The following is a 20,787-nucleotide window of genomic DNA, read 5'->3' on the forward strand; positions in this document are numbered from 1 at the left end:
GAAACACCAAACAAACAAACCAAATCATTCGCTCAGTGTTGCGGGTTATAAGGCTACCTAAACAACCTGTCAACACCCAAATTCTAATTAAAATCAACAAACTTCAACTAGAAAATCTTGAGAAAAACCAACGCTAAAAGCATCCATTTTTTCAAGCATCAACATTGATAAACCAACTAGATCAGTTTTTCAATGCCCAATTGAAAAATAATTCATATTCTTCAACTGGTTACCTTATTAAGGATTCTTTGGTTTCCCAAATTGTCCGCAATTAGGTCAGATGAGCATCAAAAGCCATTTTGGCTCTAAATCTCACCTAAACCGAAAGTTAAATTTTCATTTATCTTTCAATCGGTTAGCGCCTTGTTGTCGTTGTCTTGCGACCCCGTTTCCCTCAGCGCTGGGGGGTTATAGGGCTGGGCCATTTCAGAGTCAACAGCCGTTTTCAGAAAAATGTCAGTTTTTTGACATCCGCATTCACTGCGATGCACATCCCTCCTTACGGGCATAGGTACGCCGGGCGGTCCGGCACTATCCAACTCAGGATTTTGGTAAAGCTTTGTGCGGTGTCTGACCAAGTTTCGCCCCAATTTAAACGCAAACAAGCAAGCGCAATGGCATTAATTGTCCCCGCGGACGCTAAACGCATTACAATTGGGCGCATTGAACTCGTGGTGCAAGTCGTGCCATAACGTCGGTGCTGCTCACATGGTCCAATGTTGGGCCGCCGAAAATGGTGTTGGCATCTAGCAATTCATAAGGTCGTATTGAGTTTTGAACGCAGTAAAACGCAAACAAGATCGAGCACTATTAAAGTCGGCGGGTTTTCGGGACGCGGCTGCGCTTAGCATAAATGCTCTGCGCGCCAATGCACCCGAAAGCAAGGAAGTTTCACTCAAATGGCTAAGCGGGATTGTCTTAACTGGTGTGACCGGCGGTTTGCTTATGGCCGCAGTCTTATATGTATCGTTTGACGGCAAACGCACTTTCTCTACTCCATATGAGGCTCTCAGTATTGAGGCGCCCGCCGCAACGGCTGCTGTCCAGGTCTCAACAAAAACAGATCGCGTTCGCCCTACCGCTGCGACAAGATCGGACAAAGAGACAATAGAAGCTTCCATTCGCGAAACCGTGGATGGGGTCGCTAAAATTCGCAGGCAGCCATTTGAACGTATCCGCGCAACGCTTGCCACATCAGCGACTTCATTGTCGCAAGACATACCAACTTACGACCCGGTCTCATTGCTAAGCCGGAATCAACCGGTCAGCTTGCCAAGCGACACCCGCACCATCAACACAGACATTTATGGCGCAGAGGTTGACGGTGAAGTAACCGTTGTCCAAGCGGCATTGCCTTTAAACACACCGCCGCAACCAACGATCTCTGATCTGCGCGCCGCAGAATATGTGCGGGCAACGGTAGAAGGCGCATATACCGGATTTGATGGCGCGGCTTTGGCCTATGCGCCAACCGATGTGCAGAATATCAATCCACTTTCTATTGTACGTGACGGCTTCACGTCTGTCGCTGAAAACATATCCATCGTGCCGCGCACCAATTTAGATGGTTCCAGTATTTCGCGCACCGAGCGGATATTGACGGTACGTGAAACCGCACCACTTGCCGATGTTTTGCTCAAGAACGGTTTTACGCAAGCCATGGTGACCAGTATTGAAGGCGCTATCAAGAATGTGTTCCCTTCCACCACGCTAAATGCGGGGATCAAACTACGGATTTTGTTCGGTAGCGAAGTCGGTGCAAACACGCAACTGCCCTATCGCATGAGCGTATATACGAGCAAAGCGCAGCATATTGTTACTGTGGCCCGCACCGACAAAGGGCAGTACGTTCTTGGTTTGGCACCACCCGAAATTGAGTTTCCTGAAGAGGACAGCGAAGAGATTGATGTGGCAAACTTGCCCTCTCTATATCGCTCGATCTTTGAAACCGGACGCAAACACGACCTGCCCGATACCACTATTGAACGCATCATCGCCATGTTCGCCTATGACCTAGATCTCACCAAGAAGATCAATGCAGGCGATTCGATTGAGCTTCTATTTGCGGAGCCTGACGCGCAAGGCCACAAAGAACTGCTCTATGTTGGCCTAAAGCTGGCCACGGCCGAACGGCATATGTATCGCCACCAGTCCGATGATGGCGTCGTCGACTATTACGACGAGAACGGCCAAACGGGTAAGAAGTTCTTGATGCGCCGCCCGCTGAAAGGTGGGGGCAAGTTGCGCTCAAACTATGGTTATCGCCGCCATCCAATCTTTAAGACCTATAAGCTACACACCGGAGTCGACTTGTCAGCCCCAACAGGCACCCCAATTTATGCAGCGGGCGATGGCGTTGTAAAACGCGCGCAGTGGGTTTCAGGTTACGGCCGCTATGTTGAACTAACGCACGCCAACGGCTACCGCACCGCATATGCACACATGACCCGCATTGCATCGGGTATGCAGCCCGGCACTCGCGTACGCCAAGGACAAATTATTGGCTATGTGGGCTCCACCGGATATTCAACCGGGCCACACCTGCACTATGAAATCAAGATCAATGGGAGAACCGTTGATCCGCTTAAAGTACGTCTGCCGCGCGACAAGGCGCTGCCAAATAAGTATCGCCGCAAGTTCGACCAAACCATCGCGCAAATCCAGGAACTTATGGACCGCGAGGCCAAGCCGATTAATGTTGCGCAGCGGTAGCAAACCTACCGCCACATACTTGGTTCTTTACGAGGCGATATAGTCGCGCATAGCGGCGGCTTCGCGTTCGGCTTGCTCAATCTTGCGTTTGACCAAATCACCGATTGAAACCAGACCAACAAGCTTTCCACCATCAACAACCGGCATATGGCGAATGCGCTTTTGGCTCATCACGCCCATCAACTCATCAACGGTTGCATCCAAATCCGATGTAAACGGATCTGGCGTCATGCATTTGCCAATTGATCCCTCAAGTGCTGATGAACCCGATTCGCGCAAACGACGCACAATGTCACGTTCAGATAGAATGCCGCACACTTCCCCAACATCGCCAAGAACAACCACAACACCAACATTGTGCTCGCCTAAGATATCTACTGCTTTGGAAACCGAATCGGAGCGAACGACCGTGAGAACATTGCTGCCCTTCTCGTGAAGAATATCGCTAACTTTCATTTGCATTTCTCCTTTCGACAATCCGAGTGTGCGCCAATAACAATTTCTGAGCAAGCGCGATTAGCACTTCATTTCACCGACTTTTGGCGAACGATGCGCAATTTTACTTATCGCTCCACACCGCCATTTCATTGCCGCTGGGTTCTTTGAAGTGAAAGCGTCGCCCGCCGGGAAACGAAAAAATCGGCTTAACAATCTCCCCACCACCCGATTCGATTTGTGTCTGCGCTGCTTCCAAATCATCTGCCTTGAGCACCACCAAAGCATGAGGCAAAGCCTCGGGGGTTCCGTCCATGCCGCCATCAAGCCCAGCATTGTCGAACGAGAAATATTGCGGCCCATAATCTGTAAAAGTCCACCCCAGCGCCTTGGCAAAAAAATGCTTGCTGCGCGCCAGGTCTTTTCCCGGCAATTCCACATAATCAATCTTCAATATCATTTTGCTCAACTACCCTTTTCGTTTCGACCGCATTCCCACAATTTGCTCTAGGGATTTGTCGGCCAGTAAATCTGCATATTGATCCGTTTCAACAGCGATAAGCGCCATGCGCCCCATCGCGTCATAATGCACGCCCCATCCAAAGGTTTTCACCAAAGGCGAAGCGCGCATGCAGGGCTGCCCTTTTGAGAAAAAGGCCAGCATGGCTTCGTCACGCGCTTGCCCAAACAGTTCCCGCCGATCCGCAAATATGCCAAACAACAACTCATCGCTCGTGATGGTGTAGGGGGAAGCCGCCACCCGTCCATATTGCATTGCCGCCACAGTGCCTGAACGCTCTGGCACCGCTCCAACCAGTGCACCACTGTCCGGGGAAATCGCAATAAAGCTGTTTTGGTAATTCGTTGTGTGCATGCTCCCCTCCACTTTTGTTCCTATTTTGTTCTAAATCCAATTTTCCGAGTCGTCAATCAAGAAACAGCTCTATCCGCAACTCGGATCATGCCGATTGCGGGACAAAAAGGATGTGGGTGCGAGGCGCATATTGGCTCGACTGATATTTAAAAAAAGATGAGACAATAAACGCCTCGCACAACTGAGTTTTTGACGCTAAACATCGGCCACCCCGGGGTGCTCACCCATTTATCCCCTTAGCCACATCATGATCCGTTGATCGAACATTGGAATATCTTTTTGAGCCGCCGTCGCGGTCTTGCGACAGCACTTTTTGGCGTTCGCGCCACGCAGGCTGGCCCAGCACCCCCGCCAATTGCTGCCCGACACAAATGGCGAGCAAGCGAGGGAAAAGGTGGACGAGGCAACTCGTTGCCAAGGACCCCGGCCAACTGCCAGCCTTTCGGCGCGAGAAGTTATGGCCGCCCCGCCGGAGGTGCAGGAAATGGAATAGCCCGGTTTTAGGGCGTCATTCCAAATCCGTTACGCGCCGTGAGTCAAAAAGACTTCCAGAACAGCTTCAACTTGCTGCCCGATGATTTTACGCCTGCCCTCGGTGTCGGACTGGACGGCAAATGACAGCGATATGAATTGCGGCCAACCCATATCCCAGCCTCTTCTTTTGGTAGATGCGTGTTGGCGCTTCACGCAAAAGCGTTCGCCCAAAAACTCATCCACTGCCTCAACTGCCCGTCGGCAATCCACAAGACTTCAAAGAAGATGCAATGAGTATAGGCACAGCTTTTGAGAGCGGGGATAAGTATGTGGAATTTTTTCAGCGAATGGCAGCTATGTGGACTTTTGAGACATTCGCAAAAATGGTACCTTTGGCAAAATGAGCGGAAAGTGGACATTCACAACAGCTTGGGTTGTTGATTGAAAGTGGCTGTTGCGATGGCAACTCAGCTGGAAACGTAATCATAAACATTGTATATCTAACGTGATGGCGAAATCTTGGAGAGTCGTAGTATTTCTGATTCGAGTCCACGAGCTACCGGACCAGCAGGCCCACAATTTGAAGCAAAAGTTGGTACTCATTACGCGTTAGCGTTGCTTGCCAAAACAGAGCCGTTTGGGCTGCCGGGTGCAATTGTTGATCGAATTGAGTTTCAACGTGGCGGTCAGGACCATCCGCTCGACGACGTGATTGTGCACTGCAAGACGTCTCATGGCGAAGACCGCTGTCTTGAAGTTCAGGTCAAACGATCAATGGCGTTCACCAAGGGCGACGACAACTTCGCGTCGGTCGTAGACGCAATTGTCAGAGCACGAAAGATCGAGCAGAATCGCCGCTTTGCGGTTGCCATTGAGCGCACCACGAGAGCGATTGACAATGGCGTGCAGGAAGCTTTAGAACTTGCGCAGCAGACGATCGATGCCGCTTCGTTCTTGAAGCTCCTTGAGGCGCCAGGGCGCGGCAATAAGGACATGCGCGCGTTCGTTGCTGCGTTCAGAGTTCACCTCGAAAAGAGCGGTGAGACCGGGGACGATACTCTCTACGAAATCCTTCGATCATTCTCAGTCCTGACGTTCGATTATGCCCGCCCGAACTCGATAGCCGAGCAGCATGATCGCTTTCGTGCAAGGCAGCTGACATCTGCCGACGGTGGCCCCGATCCCTATGACGGTCTGTTCGGGCTTGTCGTTCGGGCCGACGCCATGGGAGGCGAACTGAACCGAAGCGAGCTGGTCAGCAAGCTGAACGCTGTGGGTATCAGCATCGGCTCGGCGCCGGCGCTAGCGGCGGCGCGCCGCCATATCGAGGAACTCAGTCGCCATGCGCTGGATGATATCGGACTCACGGTGAATGAATGCCGGCTCGCGCGGGAAAAGCCTCGGCGGGAGTTAGAGGCGATGCTTCAAGCTGCAGAGACGCACGACGGCGTGGTTGAGGTTTCCGGGCCTAGCGGCGTTGGCAAATCCGGTCTGCTCAGAACTGTAATCGAGGGTCGCGGAGCAGTTTCTCGCATATTGGTGCTAGCTCCGGACCGGACCTTGCCTGGTGGCTGGCCCGCGATGCGCTCTCAGTTCAATATACAAGCGACGGCAGACGATTTTTTGAGCGATCTTGCCTGCGATGGCGGTGGTTACCTCTGTATTGATGGTCTTGATCGGTTTCTTGACAGCTCGCAACGAAAGACTGTCCTCGACCTCTTACGTGCAGGATTGCGGTGTCAGGGACTGACGGTGCTGTTCACTGCACGGCCTGGATGGGAGGAAGAAGCCGCTACATGGATCGGCGAAGAGACTTTCGGGCAGTTGTCTCTTCGCGGACGACTGACGTTGGACGGGCTCGATGACGATGAGGCCGAAGCGCTCGCGACTGCATCTCCGCAGCTCGCCCATCTGCTAAAGCCGGACCATCCAGCGAAAGCGCTCGCCCGAAACCTGTTGAAGTTGCGGCTACTGGTCAGAACGCGACTCAATACTGCCGAAGCAATCAGTGAGGCGGAACTCGCAAACGACTGGCTGGCCTCTGGTGCGGAGGCGAGTGCGCGTACGAGCGGCGAGACTCGTTCACGCAAGCGGGTGATTTACGCAGTGGGAAAGGGCCTTATCGAAGGCGCCGGTCTAGTCGATGTCGCGGGACAGGACGCGCAGGCTGTTGCGGGATTGATTGCGGACGGAGTGCTTGTCGAAATCCAGTCGGACCGGGTTCGCTTCAGGCATGATCTGTTTACGGACTGGGCGGTCGCCTGCGTCCTATCGGATGATCCCGACGTGATGGACGGTCTGCCCTTTGACGCGCCGCCACCTTTCTGGATGACCCGTGGGTTTGAACTCGCGTGCCGGATGCTTGCTGAAAGCGGTTCAGACGAGGCTTGGCCACAACTGCTCGCGCGACTGGAGGGGGAAGGCGTCGCCCTGGGATGGGCGAGCCTTGCATTGTTGGCGCTAATCCGATCGGAGCGCGCAGACACTCTGTTCGATCGACACGATGCGCATCTTCTGGCGGATAAGGGGCGCCGGGCGGCTCAACTCGTCAGGCGTTTCATCGCATCGCATACCCAGTACGCAGCGCCCCTTTTTCGTGAAGTCTTGCCAGACGGAGCTGAATTTCCGGAAGGCATCACGATTCCAAAGGGACCGGAGTGGATGCCTCTCATCTTGTGGTGTCTGCGGCGCTTCGACCGTTTGAAGCCAGATGCTTTGTCCGCAGTCGTTGACCTTTTCCAAAACTGGCTGGTTCTTGCAGCGTTTGGCGAAAAGACCGTGACGCCAGTCTTGCTGGATCGCCTTGCTGACATTCTGGTCGCGGACATCGAGCACAGAGACCGCCCGCTGCCTCGGTATGGAGATCCCCTCCCGGAGATAAGCTATGCGGTCACTGGCGACGCTCTTGAAACAGCTCGACTACAACTTGCGCTCTGGGCGCCGTTCTCGCCAGACGCCGCAGTTCGCTATTTGAACGCTGTCAAAAATTCGAAGCGCCCGGAAGCAGCGATGAGCCAGATTCTCGAATTTCCCGGGCGGTTGGCGGGTGCAGCACCTGCCGAATTTGCGGATGCCCTCCTGCGCGCAACCGAAGACGACGAAGATGAAGACGAACATCATTGGAGGCCAAGGCGTCGCCGCTCTTTTGCATTGTCGCGCGTCGACAGTCCGTTTGTACTCGGCCGATGCGGCATGAGCGTATTCACAGAAATTTTTCAGGCGGCGCCCGCCACAGGTACGTCCTTCATTAGAGAGCTGACAGTGCGCGCGTGCGCTCCTGAGGATGATGATCCCCATTTCTCTTTAGAGTTTATGGGCAAGACACGTAGGATTGCGGCGTCTTTCAGCTATGGCTGGTCGCGTGGACGCACACCATCAGCAATGCTGTCCAAGGCATTCTTGGCGCTAGAACATTGGGCGCATCGCAGACTTGACGACGGCGAGACGCTTGAACTGGTGATTGGCGAAGTGATCGGTGAGGGACCGATCCTCGGTGCGCTATGGCTCGTTGTTGTCGACCTCGTCTTGTCTCATTCATCGCTAGACGGAAAAATCCTGCGAGATCTTCTCGCGTCGCCGGAAACATTAGCGTTGGACGCTGGCCGAGCCAACATCGACCGGGTTGATTCTATGGGAGGGGGGCTGCTCGGCAGCGCCTGGCGGTCGGCCCCAGCATCCGACCGATCTGTCGAAGAAGATCTGGCGAACCGTGTGTCAAGAAGCCTTGCGCTGCACGACGTCATTCCTCAGCTCGTCTTCAGAAATTCTGAGCAAGAGCTTGCCGTGCTGCAGGAGCGGCTCGATGTGGCCGTGAGGCGGCTTGGACCGTGGATGCAGGACGCTGTCGAATGGAGTTCGCCTGAATTCATGGCGTCCCATGCGCTCCGCCTCTTGTCACGGGGCAGTTACAAGCGGGTCAAGGAGAGGGACGCGGCGGGCGAGGAACGCGAAGGATGGGTCTACGAATGGCCCCCTGGACAGAAGAAGTGGCTGGAACAAGGGGCAGCGAAAGCGAGTGCGGAGCAGTCAGCGTTCACCCGTTCTCTGGCGGTTCGCATGGCGATGGATGACGAGACGAAGTCCGTCAGCGTCAGCGTTGCTGACGCGGAAACGATCCTGGAAGAGACGATTACAACCGTGCCGGGCGAGAACCGCGACGCTTCGCATGACCCAGACGACCCTTGGCTTGCGCGCATTGCGGCAGCAGCATTCGTCGCCCGCTTTGGCGCGCCCGAAGACGTTGCGCGACGGCGACGTGAACTTGCATCGACCTTCGACCAGGCTCTGCACACCGAGGATCCATCGAGAGCATGGCCGCGAGACGATATCATGTACGATGAGAGGTCGCTGGCGATCGCTGGGTGTCTCTATCTCGCAGCCGCTACCGGTGATGAGGCAGATACAGATCGCCTCTTGCAGTCCGTTGGTGAGTTCGTTGCGAGCGCAGCGCCTGTCTTCCTGAGACACCAATCTGCTGTCGGTAAGATTGAAGAGAAAGCCCGGATCTCGATTTGTCGTTTAGCCCTCTTAGCCTGCTGGGTTCCCCGTCGCGCAAACTATGAGGAGGACGAGTCCGCATATGAGACGCGACGCGCAGATCTGAAGTTGCGTCTTTCCTCCGCGATCGAGGCAGAGCGGCTATGGCGGGGGGGTGGTGCAGAGCCTGACTGGCCTACCCCGCCGTCGCGACGACCGAGGCGTGCAAAAAGGACTTTGACGATCGGCGGTAGGAGCAGTGCCAAGAAGCCTGCTCCACGCGAACCGCAATGGCCTGACTACTACTTCGACGAAAAAGCCGGAACGGCGTGGCTTCGCACGCTCGAACATCTCGGCCCAAATGCTGGAACGATGTCGCAAGCGCTTATGCGCGCCAATCGGGACTGGCTCATAGAGACGAACGGGCCAGGCGAGGATGGCGAAGACGATAGCGATATCGAGCGCGTTTGGACGCGAGGCCTGATGGACTATGCAGCGGCGCATGCCCGCGACTGGGAAGACGATACACGCCAAGCGTTGGTATTCGACATTGTAACAGCTTTCTCCGATGAAGCGTTCATCGACGCTGCCGCGGCACTCATCGTGCAAAGCGATCTTCGTCTGATCGAAGGTGATGCGGAAGATCGAGCCTATCTGTTGTCGGTACGCGAGGCTCTTTGGCCGCGTCTCAAGCAAACACGTCACTGGCGCAGTCATTTGTGGTCGACAAGCGACGGCATGGAAATCCATCTCAAGGAGCTCATCAGCGCCTTTTTCATGCGGGTGAGCTATGGGTTTGGTGAGGGCCAAGCTTACACGAAGGGTTTGGCTGATCCCGAATTGACGCCCTTCATCCCGCTGTTGCTTGAGATCACTGGGGAAGCGCCATCATGCCCTACGATCGCATACTTGTTTTTAAATATTCTCGAATGCCTGGAGCCAATCACCGCAGAAGTTCCGCTCGCGGCCGCTGCAGAGCGATGGGCCAAGGAAGCGAATAATCGCTTTTGGAACGAACTCGGCATTGGGCGGCGCGTGCTTTCGATCGGGAGAAAAGCTGCACAGCTATCCAACTATCCTGCTTGGAATGCTGTCTGCGAAGTCCTCTTGAACGCCGGAGTAACAGTAGATACGGACTTCTTGATACGCGTCAAAAACCAAACTACTTAATGTGCACTGTTGGGATTTTGTTCTAAACGCAGCAATAAGAACCCAGAGCAAACACATTTGAATAGTAGCACGGTGTTTTACACTCATCGGTTTTGAACGCTGCGTGGCGGTTAATCTCCGCTATTCTCTGACGCGGCCTGTCTGCAGGACAAAGACGACACAGCCAGCAGTCAAATACAAAATTAGGTAGTTTGATTGCAAAATACTAAAACAATATAGGATATAACACATAGAAATATTTATTCTTTAATTATGAACAGTGTAGATAACAAACATTCTGACAATTTACGTAGTGCGCTCTTGGCGCTTTATCACTCGGGACCCAATGGTTTTGAGGGGCTGCTCGGCATCGTGCTATCTTCTGTTACGGGCCAGTCATTTCGCCTTGCCAAATCTGGATCCCAACGTGGGCGCGACGGAGACAGTGCGTTTGACGGTGGGGCTACCTACTTCGAAGGCAAGCGCTACCGTAAGAGCCCAAAGACTTCTGAGATCACCGCTAAACTATTTGATCTTATCAAGGATGATGCGGGCCAATTGGACCTTTGGGTACTTGGTGCCACGTGTGAGGTCGCAGCGCAGACCGCAACCGAAATGCGCGTGGTGTGCGAGCGGCTAGGGATAGGTGCAGTTCTCCTCGATTGGAACCACAATGATCTTGGTGCGCTCCTTGTCGCGATCGCCCACGCTAATCAGAAGGCAAAGGACTTCATCCGCGATAATTTGAAGGGAAAACCAAAAGCACACCTAATAAAGGACGCGCTCCACGCGATCGATCATTTCGCGAAACATCCTGACTTGCCAGCACGACTTGAAACCCTACGTGACGCCCTGTCAGCTGAAGAAGCAGGGCTAGGTCAGGCACGGGGTCGCAATCGAGAGCGTTTGATAACCACACTTTCAAGTCGAGTGTCCGCGCGTGCCGCGTTTGGTCAGCCACTTGCACCTCGCGATACGTCGGCACTCGCAGGAATTTCGCGCCCCTTAGAAGCGCAGCTAGCGAACGCCTTCACGGGGCAGCCTACAGCAGAGATTTACGCCGTTATTGGCGATGAAGGTGTTGGTAAGTCTTGGCTCACAGCGTCTGCGTGGCTCTCTCGCGACCCATCTTCCATTCTCATTATCTGCCCCGCAGAAGAACTGCTTTCGCCAAAGGCGACCGGGGATTTTGAGTCCTTCCTCATCAATAAGCTGATTCAAGAAACGGGAGGGCAACGCTCCGACCGCGCAACACAAAGATGGTGTCGACGGATTAGAGGATGGCGTGCTAATCTGCCACCTAAGAACGTTCGCGTTACGATGGTCTTCGATGGACTTAATCAGCCCTTGAAGGCTGACTGGTCTAGACGTTTGGATCACGCTGCTTCTGAGCTTGCGAAGATCGGCGGATGCCTCGTCATTTCCACAAGGCTCACACACTGGGCGCACCTAAAAAGCAGCCTTGCCTGCAAGGTTGTTGAAGTGCCGGTCAATCAATGGACCGTGGCCGAGGTGAAAGACATCCTTCAGGGCCGAGGGATCGATGCCAAGAAGGTGAAACAAGACGTTCTTCAATCGCTTCGCAACCCCAGAATATTGGGAATCGCAATCGACCTTCTTAGCGAAAACGATGTCGAAACAATCGATCAACTAAGTGTTGGCCGTCTCCTGTTTGAGCACCTCCGCAAGACTCAGAAGACAGGTGCCGAGCCTATATCCGGTCCAGAGTACGCCGAGCTCCTAAAATCGCTCGCAAATGAAACGCTGGCACGAGCGCAGAGGCAGGAAACCGATGACCTTCGTGTCTTTAACTCGAAGAACCACCACGGACTTCAAGATGTGGCGTCGTCTCGCTTTTTCGTGCCCGTCAAAGGCAGTCTGCAATATGAGATCAAACAAGATGGCCTCAACCTCGGGCTAGCGCTTTCTCTTATTGACGCCCTTGAGAAGGAGCTTCGCAACAAACGTGACCCACGAGATCGGCTTGCGATCATCCTTGAGCCGATCACTGCGCTTGATGAAGCAGCAAGCATCGTCTTTCTCGCTACACAGATCGCTTGCCTCGATGAAGAGGCGAGCCTCGAGGTAAGGTCAGCGCTTATCGAACAATTCGTCTCGTTGCAGAATTTACCTAACGACGACTCTGAGGCATTTGCAGTCCTGGTCCGGACTGCAGCCCCGTCGTTTCTCACCGCAGCTCAGAACGTCCACATGAGCAAATCTCACGTGCAAAACGCCGATTGGCTACTCTACGCACTTCATAATCATCGCGATAACCCAACGGTATGGGACGCGATCTCAGACGCCGTGCGACGTTGGCTTGCCTACTACTCGCTCGCCCCCGAGCGGATGATGTTCAAGTCACCAGGCCGCGACGCTGAGAAGGAAGTCACCGAGGAACGGAACAAGCGTCAGGCGGAGATCGACAAGAAGGTCAACGGCCTAACTTATATCGAGAAAAAGTATCGGGACGAAAACCTACATCATTCGGACCGATGGCATTTCGACACGCTACATCGACTGGCCTTTTTTCTGCTCGCGGGCAAGACCCTAGAAGGCTTTGCAGATGATCTAGTAAGGTGGAGCTTCTCCGGCGCACTAGGCCCTGCCATTCACGCGCCCGATAGGGAGTTTAGACAACTCATTCGGTTTAATCGCGCAGATTGGAAAGAGACGAGGGCAGCCCTTCTCAAGGGGATATCGACTTTTGCGGGCGATAACTCATCAACCGTTGGGAAGTGGGCGACTGTTGAAATTCTGCGCGCAACAGGTGACTTAGCAGACGCGAAACGAGCGGAAGAACTCGCCGAATGGCTCACGCGAGATCGAGAGAAGTTCCCTGGATGGTCGCGCATTACAGATTACTGCGCGGTCGATCCCTGCGATCCCAGCACAACGAAGCCAGACAACGTGGACGCAACAGCGCAGCAGTATCGCGCCATTGATCCATCCAAACTTGCAAACCATATGGGGCACAGCTCGGTAGACCACTTCTTTGACATGGCAAGGACGGGGGTAACACGCTTTCATCTCGATGACGCTGTCATTGCGCATCGAGCTTTGGCTGATGACATCCTAACGAGAGCGGGTATTGCTCGCCGACAGGGCGCTCTTACCCTGCTCGAGCACAGTGCAGCACTAACGGGTCAACAGGCACGGGACATTCTCAAAGCGGGTCAAGCCAGCACGGCGACATTTGATAGTCAGCGAGATGAACGCGACGAGTGGCTCACCGCTCAGTACTCTGTCTTCACTGCGATCGCCCACCTTCCTGCAGAAGAGCAACTTGAAGCAATCGCTAGCATCGAAGGAAACACGGTTCTCCTCGATATCCTAGATGCGCTACTTCCTGCATCAGAGTCGGCCGCCGAGCGCGTGCTTGAGCGTGTTCTCCAATCAACGGATACAGACAAGCAAAGCTCCGTTCTTGCAGCCATTCGGTATTCGAGGCCCATCCTATCATTGCGGTCACGCTCCATCATCGGGGAGTTACTCAAGTCAGGTGATGCAGGAGTGCGGACTCAAGCCCTCGGGGCTGCTGCTGCCAGCGGCGATCAGGAGCTGCTGAAGACGGTCGTCGAGAGTGGGTGGGATGCAAGGCCATTGCGCGCCGGTAAGCAGACCTTTGAACGGTGGTACGGCTCCTCTGCGCTTCTTGAAGCAGCAAAGTGCGGTCTAGTTGCGCTTGAAGAGGCTCTTGATCGCATAGACCTCGATTATTATGGCTTTGCCGCACAGGCGCTCGGCTCGGCGGCCTCGAAGGTAATTGCAAAGCGCGTCGACGAAGCCATCGTCAAGGCGCTTGGCTACACGCAGACTTCCAATCTGCCTGAGATGGCGACGTCAACGCCGAATGCGGCAAGCGCGAGCCCACCAATCATCTCACTAAACGATCCGCCCCCCAGTCAGGACATAAGAGATCGGCTCGACCGTCTGGGTGAAAGTAGTGAGCAGTTCGATGCGCGCCAAGATCGCATGGCACGTTCCTACGATTGCTTCACAAGGGAGCTCACAACGGCGGAGGCCAATCTCGTTCTCACTGATTTGACCCTAGGCGGTGTGAAAGCGCTCGTTGACGCTGACGAAACTGCGGGTAGGCGTTGGATTGGGATGTTTAACGCGGCATCAGATGCCCAGTTGCGCCATCTCCATCATGTGGCAGTCCAACTTGCAGTCACACTCGCTAAGGAAGCCGACGCGGAGAAACTGCTGACCCGGTTAATGGGCGTTGAGCCCACGATCAACCGCGTCCAAGGCGTCGCGAAAGTGCCTGCAGAGTGCCTTTCTCTATGGGCCAACGCTGACGAGCCACCACTCAGAGATATCTGCAAGCGTCGCCTAGTTACACGGCGGGATGATAGGACGATCGCGCTCGAAGTGTTTGCTGCCTACCTATCTGGCAGGGCCAAAATTGTTGACGAAACGATCGATGAATTGCTAGCAAGCGGGCAACCTGCCGATACATGCATGGCACTGACCCTGGCGGGCTTTTGCGATGAGAGCCCTCACGCAATTAGCGTCCTTGCGCGCTTCGATGGCGCGCAGGGCTACATCGGCATCGCACAAAAGGCTGCGAGCGATTCCTATCAGCGCAATCTCTGGGCACGGTCGTGGTATGAGCAAATGAGGGCGGCCAAAACACCCTTGGAGTTCTGGCAAGCTTCAGTGCTGCTAACCAAGATCGTCGATCTGCGTTTTGATATCTGGACGGAGACAATGGGAGCAGAGAGCGATATCTGTCGCGCATTCTTTCCGACAGTTCTTCGTGAGATCGGACGCCGCATCGAAAAATGGCAAAAGAAGCGCAAGGATCATCTCTTCGGAGATAAGTCGCCTGCTGCCCTCTTTCTACCGGATGAAGCTCTTTGACCAAGGGGGCGGCAAATAATGTTTGCACAAGTTCAAGCTCGCCAGATACGCTAAGTCAATTCAGATAAGGTAGGTAACAGAGACCGACGCAATAACTGCATTGTCTGCAATGGCAAGTTTAATAGAGTTCCGAGCAATATTAACTTTGGAGGTCTGCATTTGCCATACCCGAAATTGAGTAAAAGCTAAACAGCCGAGTAGGTCGATCCCCACGATCGACCTTGTCAACGAGCTAAATTTCGACACTCTCAGAAATCGACAGAGCGTCTTCCAGATCAACGCCAAGATAACGCACAGTGCTGTCCATCTTTGTATGGCCCAGAAGCAACTGCACAGCTCTTAGGTTGCCGGTCTTCTTATAGATTTGCGCGACCTTAGTTCGCCTCATTGAGTGCGTCCCATAGGCACTTGGTTCCAAACCAATTGATTGAACCCAGCCTTTGAGCAACCGGGCATATTGTCGGGTTGAAATATGGGGTCGATCATGAAATCGTCCAGGCCAAAGAAAGCTGTGTCCGCTCATTTTGGGATGATCAACCCACGCCTTTAGAGATGCTCTAGTGCCTGCAGTTAATTCAAACCGAACTGGAGTGTTTGTTTTTTGTTGCAGGACCGATGCGCGCTCTTTTATAGAACCAGCGGCGTATACATCAGATACCCTCATGCTGACGAGATCACATCCACGCAGCTTGCTATCGATTGCCGTGTTAAACAGCGCCAAATCTCGAAATGACTTTGCAATTTCAAGTCGAACGCGAATTGCCCAAACATGCTTTGGTTGAAGTGGTCTCTTTTGGCCGATTATTCGACCACGGTTCCAAGCTCTGTTGGAAGGAATGACCATTGGTAGATTTGATGAAATAGACATGACAAGCCCTTTTCACCATACCCTCCTACCGCAGCACTCAAACTTTCAGCATTTCATTGTCTCACCAAGCTCGCAAATTAGCAAATTGGGTGCAGGATGAAGCTAATCCCTTTGCTTTTGACGGGAAATTCGTGGTAATATTTTTATATGAGCAAAATCATAAACCCACAGAACAAAGCAACTACAAGCCAGTTCGTTCAAACGAGTCTTGGCAAGGCGAAAGCTTCGAAATTCGCATTGGTCGAAGGTATGTCTTTGAATTCGAAGTCCAGAAAGTTGATTAATAAGCTGGAACGCCGCGGGTTCCATGGTGATGCCTTGCGCAAAGAAATCATTAGTTCGTTTGCCACCAAGCAGGGTTAATGAGTCGCTATAACGCAACCGACGATCCTCTTTGCTATCCGGGTACACAAGTTCTTAAAAACAAGGTCGGCCTTCGCGATCAGGATGAGCTCGATCAATTTGAGCAACTAATGTATTTGACGCGGGCGGAAGAACCGCTACCCGCTGGCAACCTCGACTACGTGCATTAGAAGCGCATTCATCATCATTTTTTCCAAGATGTGTATGACTGGGCTGGCCAATCCCGCGAAATCAGGACCGGGAAAGGTGGAAACTGGTTTTGCTTTCCCGAGCATATTGATGGCGAAATGACTAATATTTTTAGACAGCTCGCCAATGAAGACCATTTAGTTGGGCTTACTAACTCAAAACACTTTGCCGAGCGCGCGGCATTCTACATCGCTGAAATCAACGCTATTCACCCCTTCAGAGAGGGTAATGGGCGCTGCCAGCTTACGCTGCTTGATATTCTTCTAAACAATTCAGGCTTCACCATGAACGAAGACCAAATTGTTCCTGACATTTTCATGCAGGCAATGATTGCAAGCTTCCAAGGCAAAAATGCGCCACTTGAACGAGCACTTTTGAACATGATCTCGTAGTTAACCACTTTGGCGCTGAGCCATTAGCAATCTTCATACCAGTGGTCTAGAAATGTACTAAAAGGTTTGCGACCTGTCGAAACGATCAGCCCTCGTCTGTATCATGCGAAAAGCTGTTTTGGAGGAGTTAGCTGGAGAGCAAGCCGCTCGATTTTTGTAGTCGTTTGGTTTGCATTTTGAATGAAATCCTTGAGAGTATCTACGCTCAAACTGTCCATTTCGTGTTTGAGCATCATGAGTAATTTTCGCCCTTCAACTTCGACTTCAATGATGTGGCGCGTGTCTTCTTGGCGGGATTCATAAGCTCCCAAATTTGGTGTGTGGTGACGGTGGTGGTTTTCCCACTGAAGCCGCAAATCGTGGCAGGCTTTTTGCAGTGACAAAAAACTCTGTTCTGCCCTTGCCATTACTTCACCTGCCTTCAGATTGAACGATACTAAATCTGATGCTTCCGCTGCCTTAGTTGCCGTTTTAGCAACATGGAATGCGAGCACCGCATAAACGAGGGCGCCAAAAGCGATTGACAAGGATGCAACTTCAAAAAAGTAGTTTCCAAAATATTCCCAGACACCTTCCATCAATAGCCCTCCGCAAAGGCTTGCAACCTATAAACACTATCTTGTGCCTTGCCTTGTATTTTTCAAGTGCGAGGAATTTGTTTCATGATATTGCATGCTAAGAACTTAAGTGAAAACGTCTTAGAAATCTGCGAACCGCAAAATGGTGGTTTGGAGGTTGAACCCCTGGTTACAATTGACGTTTGATGAATGTCCGCATTTGGGAAAACTTCGTCCGAACTATTCCAAATCGAATGACTGGGTTGGGCTCGGAGCAGTCTTTTGGAAATACGCGCTGTTTTTCAATTTCGGTCAGAAATGCTTGACGTTTGGGTCAGAATTGTAAAGTGAGCTCCGGCCATTTGCCTTGGTTTTGCTGACTACCTGAGTCAAAAACGTGTCACGTTCCACAGCCGCTAAAGCGGTTACCGAGAAGAACATTGACCGATCGATGGTGTTTGAATGATCGCCCCAACATGGGCGTGTTTCTCTAAGAGGACAAACGACACTTTGGTCTAAAATGTGACCATTGGCCAGCATGCTGCGACGTTCGACACATAATGCATTCGAAACTATACTTCCAAGATTATTGATTCCGAGGGTATGCTGGAACAAACAAGAGTTTGACGTCGATCGTTTCCTTCTTCGCCAACCAAGCGTGTTGCTGAACCAGACAAGATTTTGCAAGAACACGATTTGCAAAGACCTGCGCGACAATTTGATGAGATTACCACGCCACGCGCCTCGGCAAAGTCCAAGAGCGTACCGTCAGCTGGGGTCCAGTTCTCTGTGATGTCTGACTTTTGAAGTGTTACCCTAATTGGCTCCGAGGCGGGTATAGGACGCATTTCTGTCTCGACACTAGGCGAGCTAAACGTGTCTAAAAATATCTTTTCTTCATCAAAGTCGATGGATCCCAGTGCCGCCATAACTGAATTCACAAATGTAGTTGGGCCGCAAATATGCACATCCGCCTTGTCGCTTTTGGCGTATTCAGCAAGCTTGCTGGGATCAGGACGACCAAGTTTAGCGCCAACCGTGTCCCCTACATTTTTGGTTAAATGGAGCTCAAGCGAAGAGCCAGAGAGTCTTTTCGCGGCGTCCACGACGTCATCCCAAAGAGCTAGCTCAGAAGCTGTTCGTGCGACATGTGTGACGCGAACTTTGCCAACAAAACCTTGTGCGTAGAGATAGCGTAGTTTTGCGACAGTTGGGGTAATGCCAATCCCAGCTGTTAAGAAATGATGTGCTTTGCTCTTCCCGCTCAGCGTTGCCTCGCCAAATGGCCCACTGACTGTCAAATTGTCACCAACATTGAAGCTATGCATCGCTTGTGAGCCAACACCCGCATCGCGTTTTACAGTGATGCGAAGCCTGCTTCCATCAACAGCAGAAACTGTGTAGCTCCGCCAAGTATGTGTTTGGGCAAGGTTATGGATACGAATGTATTGTCCCGCTTTAAAATTGGACAGGGATCCAGTTTTTGCAAGTGGATCCTCTAGCCAGATCGAGCGAATGTCTGTTGCTTCCTCAACCGTTCTTGATACCCGCATAGGACGCGGCCAGTCGGGCAAAGCTGGCGCGGTGATGGCATTGGCGGCCGCCTCAATTATGCGGTCCTCTGACTTGCCAGTGATCTTAACACTTGCACCAGGAACGATAGTGCCAGACTTTTTGACGGACGCGTATACCCCGCAATACAGGTGCCCAAAATGGCGCACGAGAAGTGCGGGCATGTTTAGGTCAGCTACTCCTGTTTTGACGTTAACAGATGTCGTTTTGCATCGATCAATCGGTCGGATTACGTCCAGTTCTGCCTCGCCAAGACTAAGCTGTGATCCGAGCCATTGAAATTCTGACCACGGTTTTGCGCGGATATAAATGTTTGCACGAAACCTCAGTGGATCAATAGTTTGTCCGATCACCTGTGAGATGGCATCAACTGTTGAGAGGTTTATGATCGACAGGGCGGCATCTGGATGATCCCAGTATCCTTTGTTGCCATTCGCTCGGTAGACGGGCAATTGGTCGCCAACTGTTGGATTTCCAGCTTCAACTTGTTTTGTGTCTGCGTCGATGGTTTCCGAGCGTCCGCTTGGGGCCGTCAACGTCAAAATGTGATCGTGCCGATCGACCTGAAACGTGGTTAGGTCGGGCCGGATGGTCATGCGTTGAAATGCTTGGCAGGGCGTCCATTCGCCGCTTTGGTTGACTGCCATGGCACCACTCCCGACGCCAATTTTTCTGTCACCAACTATACCTTCCGCCAAGTTGAGCCTTGCATCTTCTAGGCGTTCGCCGGGGAAACCTTTGATAGGATACCTATAAATATATTCCAGAGAAATCATCATACTTGTCCCTCAGTTACTATAATCAATGGTTTGGCATCCACTGGCAAAGCGGCGGCATTGAGCCCCGCTAGTCCTGCGGCGCCTGATGGCGTAGTTGGCAAGCCGAGTTCGTTGAGTAAGTTTTGAGCTTCAGCGGCTTTAGCATCAGAGATGACGACAAAACGGTCTGCCATAGCTTTCAACACCTCAAAAGCAAGCATCGACGGCGTTTTGCAATCCAGACGACCCATATTCGAGACAGCACCATCGACCGTAGTAAGCTCGCCCGTTTCAACACTGGTCTTTAGGCATGGCGCTTCATCGGGTTCAACGACTATGATCTCCGGTTGTTTAGACCAGTTCTTCCGGATCATATAGGCGATGGCGGCCGCTAGCCCTCCCACCCCTGCTTGCAAGAACACATGTGTTGGCCATTCGCCGTTCATTGCGAACGCAGCTCTCATTTCTTCTGCAATGACGGTGTACCCTTCCATCACTAGCCGTGGTGGTTCTGTATATCCCTGCCACGAGCCGTCAGCTAAGTGGATATAGTTGTTTTCGGCAGCATCTTTGATGGCAATCTGAACGCTTTCCTCGTAGGTGTCGCCTGATCGAATAACTTGTGCCTGCTGTGCTTCCAACCTTGATACAAAGGCCTGAGGCACTGTCTTAGCAAGGTGAATGCGAGCGTGTGCGCCAAAAATACGCGCGCCAGCCGCCACGGCCATACCATGGTTTCCGGCACTCGCGCAAACGAATGTCATTTTTTCTGTTTCTTCGCGCAACTTGTCAGAGGATGTCGTAAGTGTGCCGTTCTTCGTCAACATGAGTTGTGCAACCGCATAGACACCACCTAGCGCTTTGAATGCGCCAAGACCCATACGATGTGTTTCATCCTTCACGAGAATGCGGCGATGCCCTAGGGTCTTATGTACGAGTGGCGACGGCGCATACACGGGGCACCGTTTAAGTAAGCGTACTGGAAGTTCGTGCGATAGCTCAAATGATATTTTTTTCATATTCATAGCATAGCGCAACTTGTTGATTGGAATTGATCAAATAATGACATAGAATGAGAAAGTATTTCATTTCTTGATGG

General features: G+C 52.5%; 13 protein-coding genes. 5 read left to right on the forward strand and 8 right to left on the reverse strand.

All coding sequences use genetic code 11. The features are described 5' to 3' along the window. Positions 1 to 774: 774 nt before the first annotated feature. Positions 775 to 2,712: a M23 family metallopeptidase gene (locus tag QQL65_RS03400; protein ID WP_284362072.1), complete on the forward strand. Its 1,938-nt coding sequence runs from the start codon at positions 775 to 777 to the stop codon at positions 2,710 to 2,712. A 27-nt stretch (positions 2,713 to 2,739) separates the two neighbouring features. On the opposite strand, the gene QQL65_RS03405 is transcribed toward QQL65_RS03400, so the two are convergent. The 4 genes from QQL65_RS03405 to QQL65_RS03420 all read right to left on the reverse strand — a co-directional run bounded on the left by QQL65_RS03405 (position 2,740) and on the right by QQL65_RS03420 (position 4,738). Beyond that, complete coding sequence (locus QQL65_RS03405; protein ID WP_284362073.1) at positions 2,740 to 3,168, reverse strand: CBS domain-containing protein; 429 nt, start codon at positions 3,166 to 3,168, stop codon at positions 2,740 to 2,742. 103 nt (positions 3,169 to 3,271) lie between these two features. Further along, entirely contained in the window at positions 3,272 to 3,607 is a 336-nt protein-coding gene (locus QQL65_RS03410; protein WP_284362074.1) for a VOC family protein, read from the reverse strand. Positions 3,608 to 3,616: 9 nt separating this feature from the next. Next, on the reverse strand, positions 3,617 to 4,021 hold the full coding sequence (locus tag QQL65_RS03415; protein WP_284362076.1) for a DUF6157 family protein: 405 nt from the start codon (positions 4,019 to 4,021) through the stop codon (positions 3,617 to 3,619). Positions 4,022 to 4,543: 522 nt separating this feature from the next. After that, positions 4,544 to 4,738 (reverse strand): hypothetical protein, encoded by a 195-nt coding sequence (locus tag QQL65_RS03420; RefSeq protein WP_284362077.1) that lies wholly within the window; start codon positions 4,736 to 4,738, stop codon positions 4,544 to 4,546. A 372-nt stretch (positions 4,739 to 5,110) separates the two neighbouring features. Here QQL65_RS03420 and QQL65_RS03425 point away from each other — a divergent pair, with 372 nt between their 5' ends. Then, positions 5,111 to 10,141 carry an NACHT domain-containing protein gene (locus QQL65_RS03425; RefSeq protein ID WP_284362078.1) on the forward strand — a complete coding sequence of 1,677 codons (5,031 nt, stop codon included), beginning with the start codon at positions 5,111 to 5,113 and terminating at the stop codon, positions 10,139 to 10,141. A 252-nt stretch (positions 10,142 to 10,393) separates the two neighbouring features. Then, complete coding sequence (locus QQL65_RS03430) at positions 10,394 to 14,989, forward strand: hypothetical protein (RefSeq protein ID WP_284362079.1); 4,596 nt, start codon at positions 10,394 to 10,396, stop codon at positions 14,987 to 14,989. 232 nt (positions 14,990 to 15,221) lie between these two features. On the opposite strand, the gene QQL65_RS03435 is transcribed toward QQL65_RS03430, so the two are convergent. Further along, the gene (locus tag QQL65_RS03435) at positions 15,222 to 15,833 is read right to left on the reverse strand and encodes a tyrosine-type recombinase/integrase (RefSeq protein ID WP_284366201.1); all 612 of its coding nucleotides are present in this window, start codon (positions 15,831 to 15,833) and stop codon (positions 15,222 to 15,224) included. A gap of 386 nt (positions 15,834 to 16,219) precedes the next feature. Here QQL65_RS03435 and QQL65_RS03440 point away from each other — a divergent pair, with 386 nt between their 5' ends. Further along, positions 16,220 to 16,390, forward strand: a complete 171-nt coding sequence (locus tag QQL65_RS03440; protein WP_284362080.1) for a hypothetical protein — start codon at positions 16,220 to 16,222, stop codon at positions 16,388 to 16,390. 6 nt (positions 16,391 to 16,396) lie between these two features. Further along, on the forward strand, positions 16,397 to 16,801 hold the full coding sequence (locus QQL65_RS03445) for a Fic/DOC family protein (RefSeq protein WP_284366202.1): 405 nt from the start codon (positions 16,397 to 16,399) through the stop codon (positions 16,799 to 16,801). Positions 16,802 to 16,902: 101 nt separating this feature from the next. Here the strand turns inward: QQL65_RS03445 and QQL65_RS03450 are convergent, their stop codons facing one another. The 3 genes from QQL65_RS03450 to QQL65_RS03460 all read right to left on the reverse strand — a co-directional run bounded on the left by QQL65_RS03450 (position 16,903) and on the right by QQL65_RS03460 (position 20,713). Then, positions 16,903 to 17,379: a hypothetical protein gene (locus QQL65_RS03450; RefSeq protein WP_284362081.1), complete on the reverse strand. Its 477-nt coding sequence runs from the start codon at positions 17,377 to 17,379 to the stop codon at positions 16,903 to 16,905. Positions 17,380 to 17,930: 551 nt separating this feature from the next. Beyond that, positions 17,931 to 19,577, reverse strand: coding sequence for an MOSC domain-containing protein (locus QQL65_RS03455; protein WP_348529123.1), 1,647 nt, complete (start codon positions 19,575 to 19,577; stop codon positions 17,931 to 17,933). Between the two features lie 128 nt (positions 19,578 to 19,705). Next, positions 19,706 to 20,713 (reverse strand): pyridoxal-phosphate dependent enzyme, encoded by a 1,008-nt coding sequence (locus QQL65_RS03460; protein ID WP_284362083.1) that lies wholly within the window; start codon positions 20,711 to 20,713, stop codon positions 19,706 to 19,708. Between the last annotated feature and the right edge of the window lie 74 nt (positions 20,714 to 20,787).

The sequence above is a fragment of the Maritalea porphyrae genome (genome assembly GCF_030159895.1).
GTDB lineage: Bacteria > Pseudomonadota > Alphaproteobacteria > Rhizobiales > Devosiaceae > Maritalea > Maritalea porphyrae.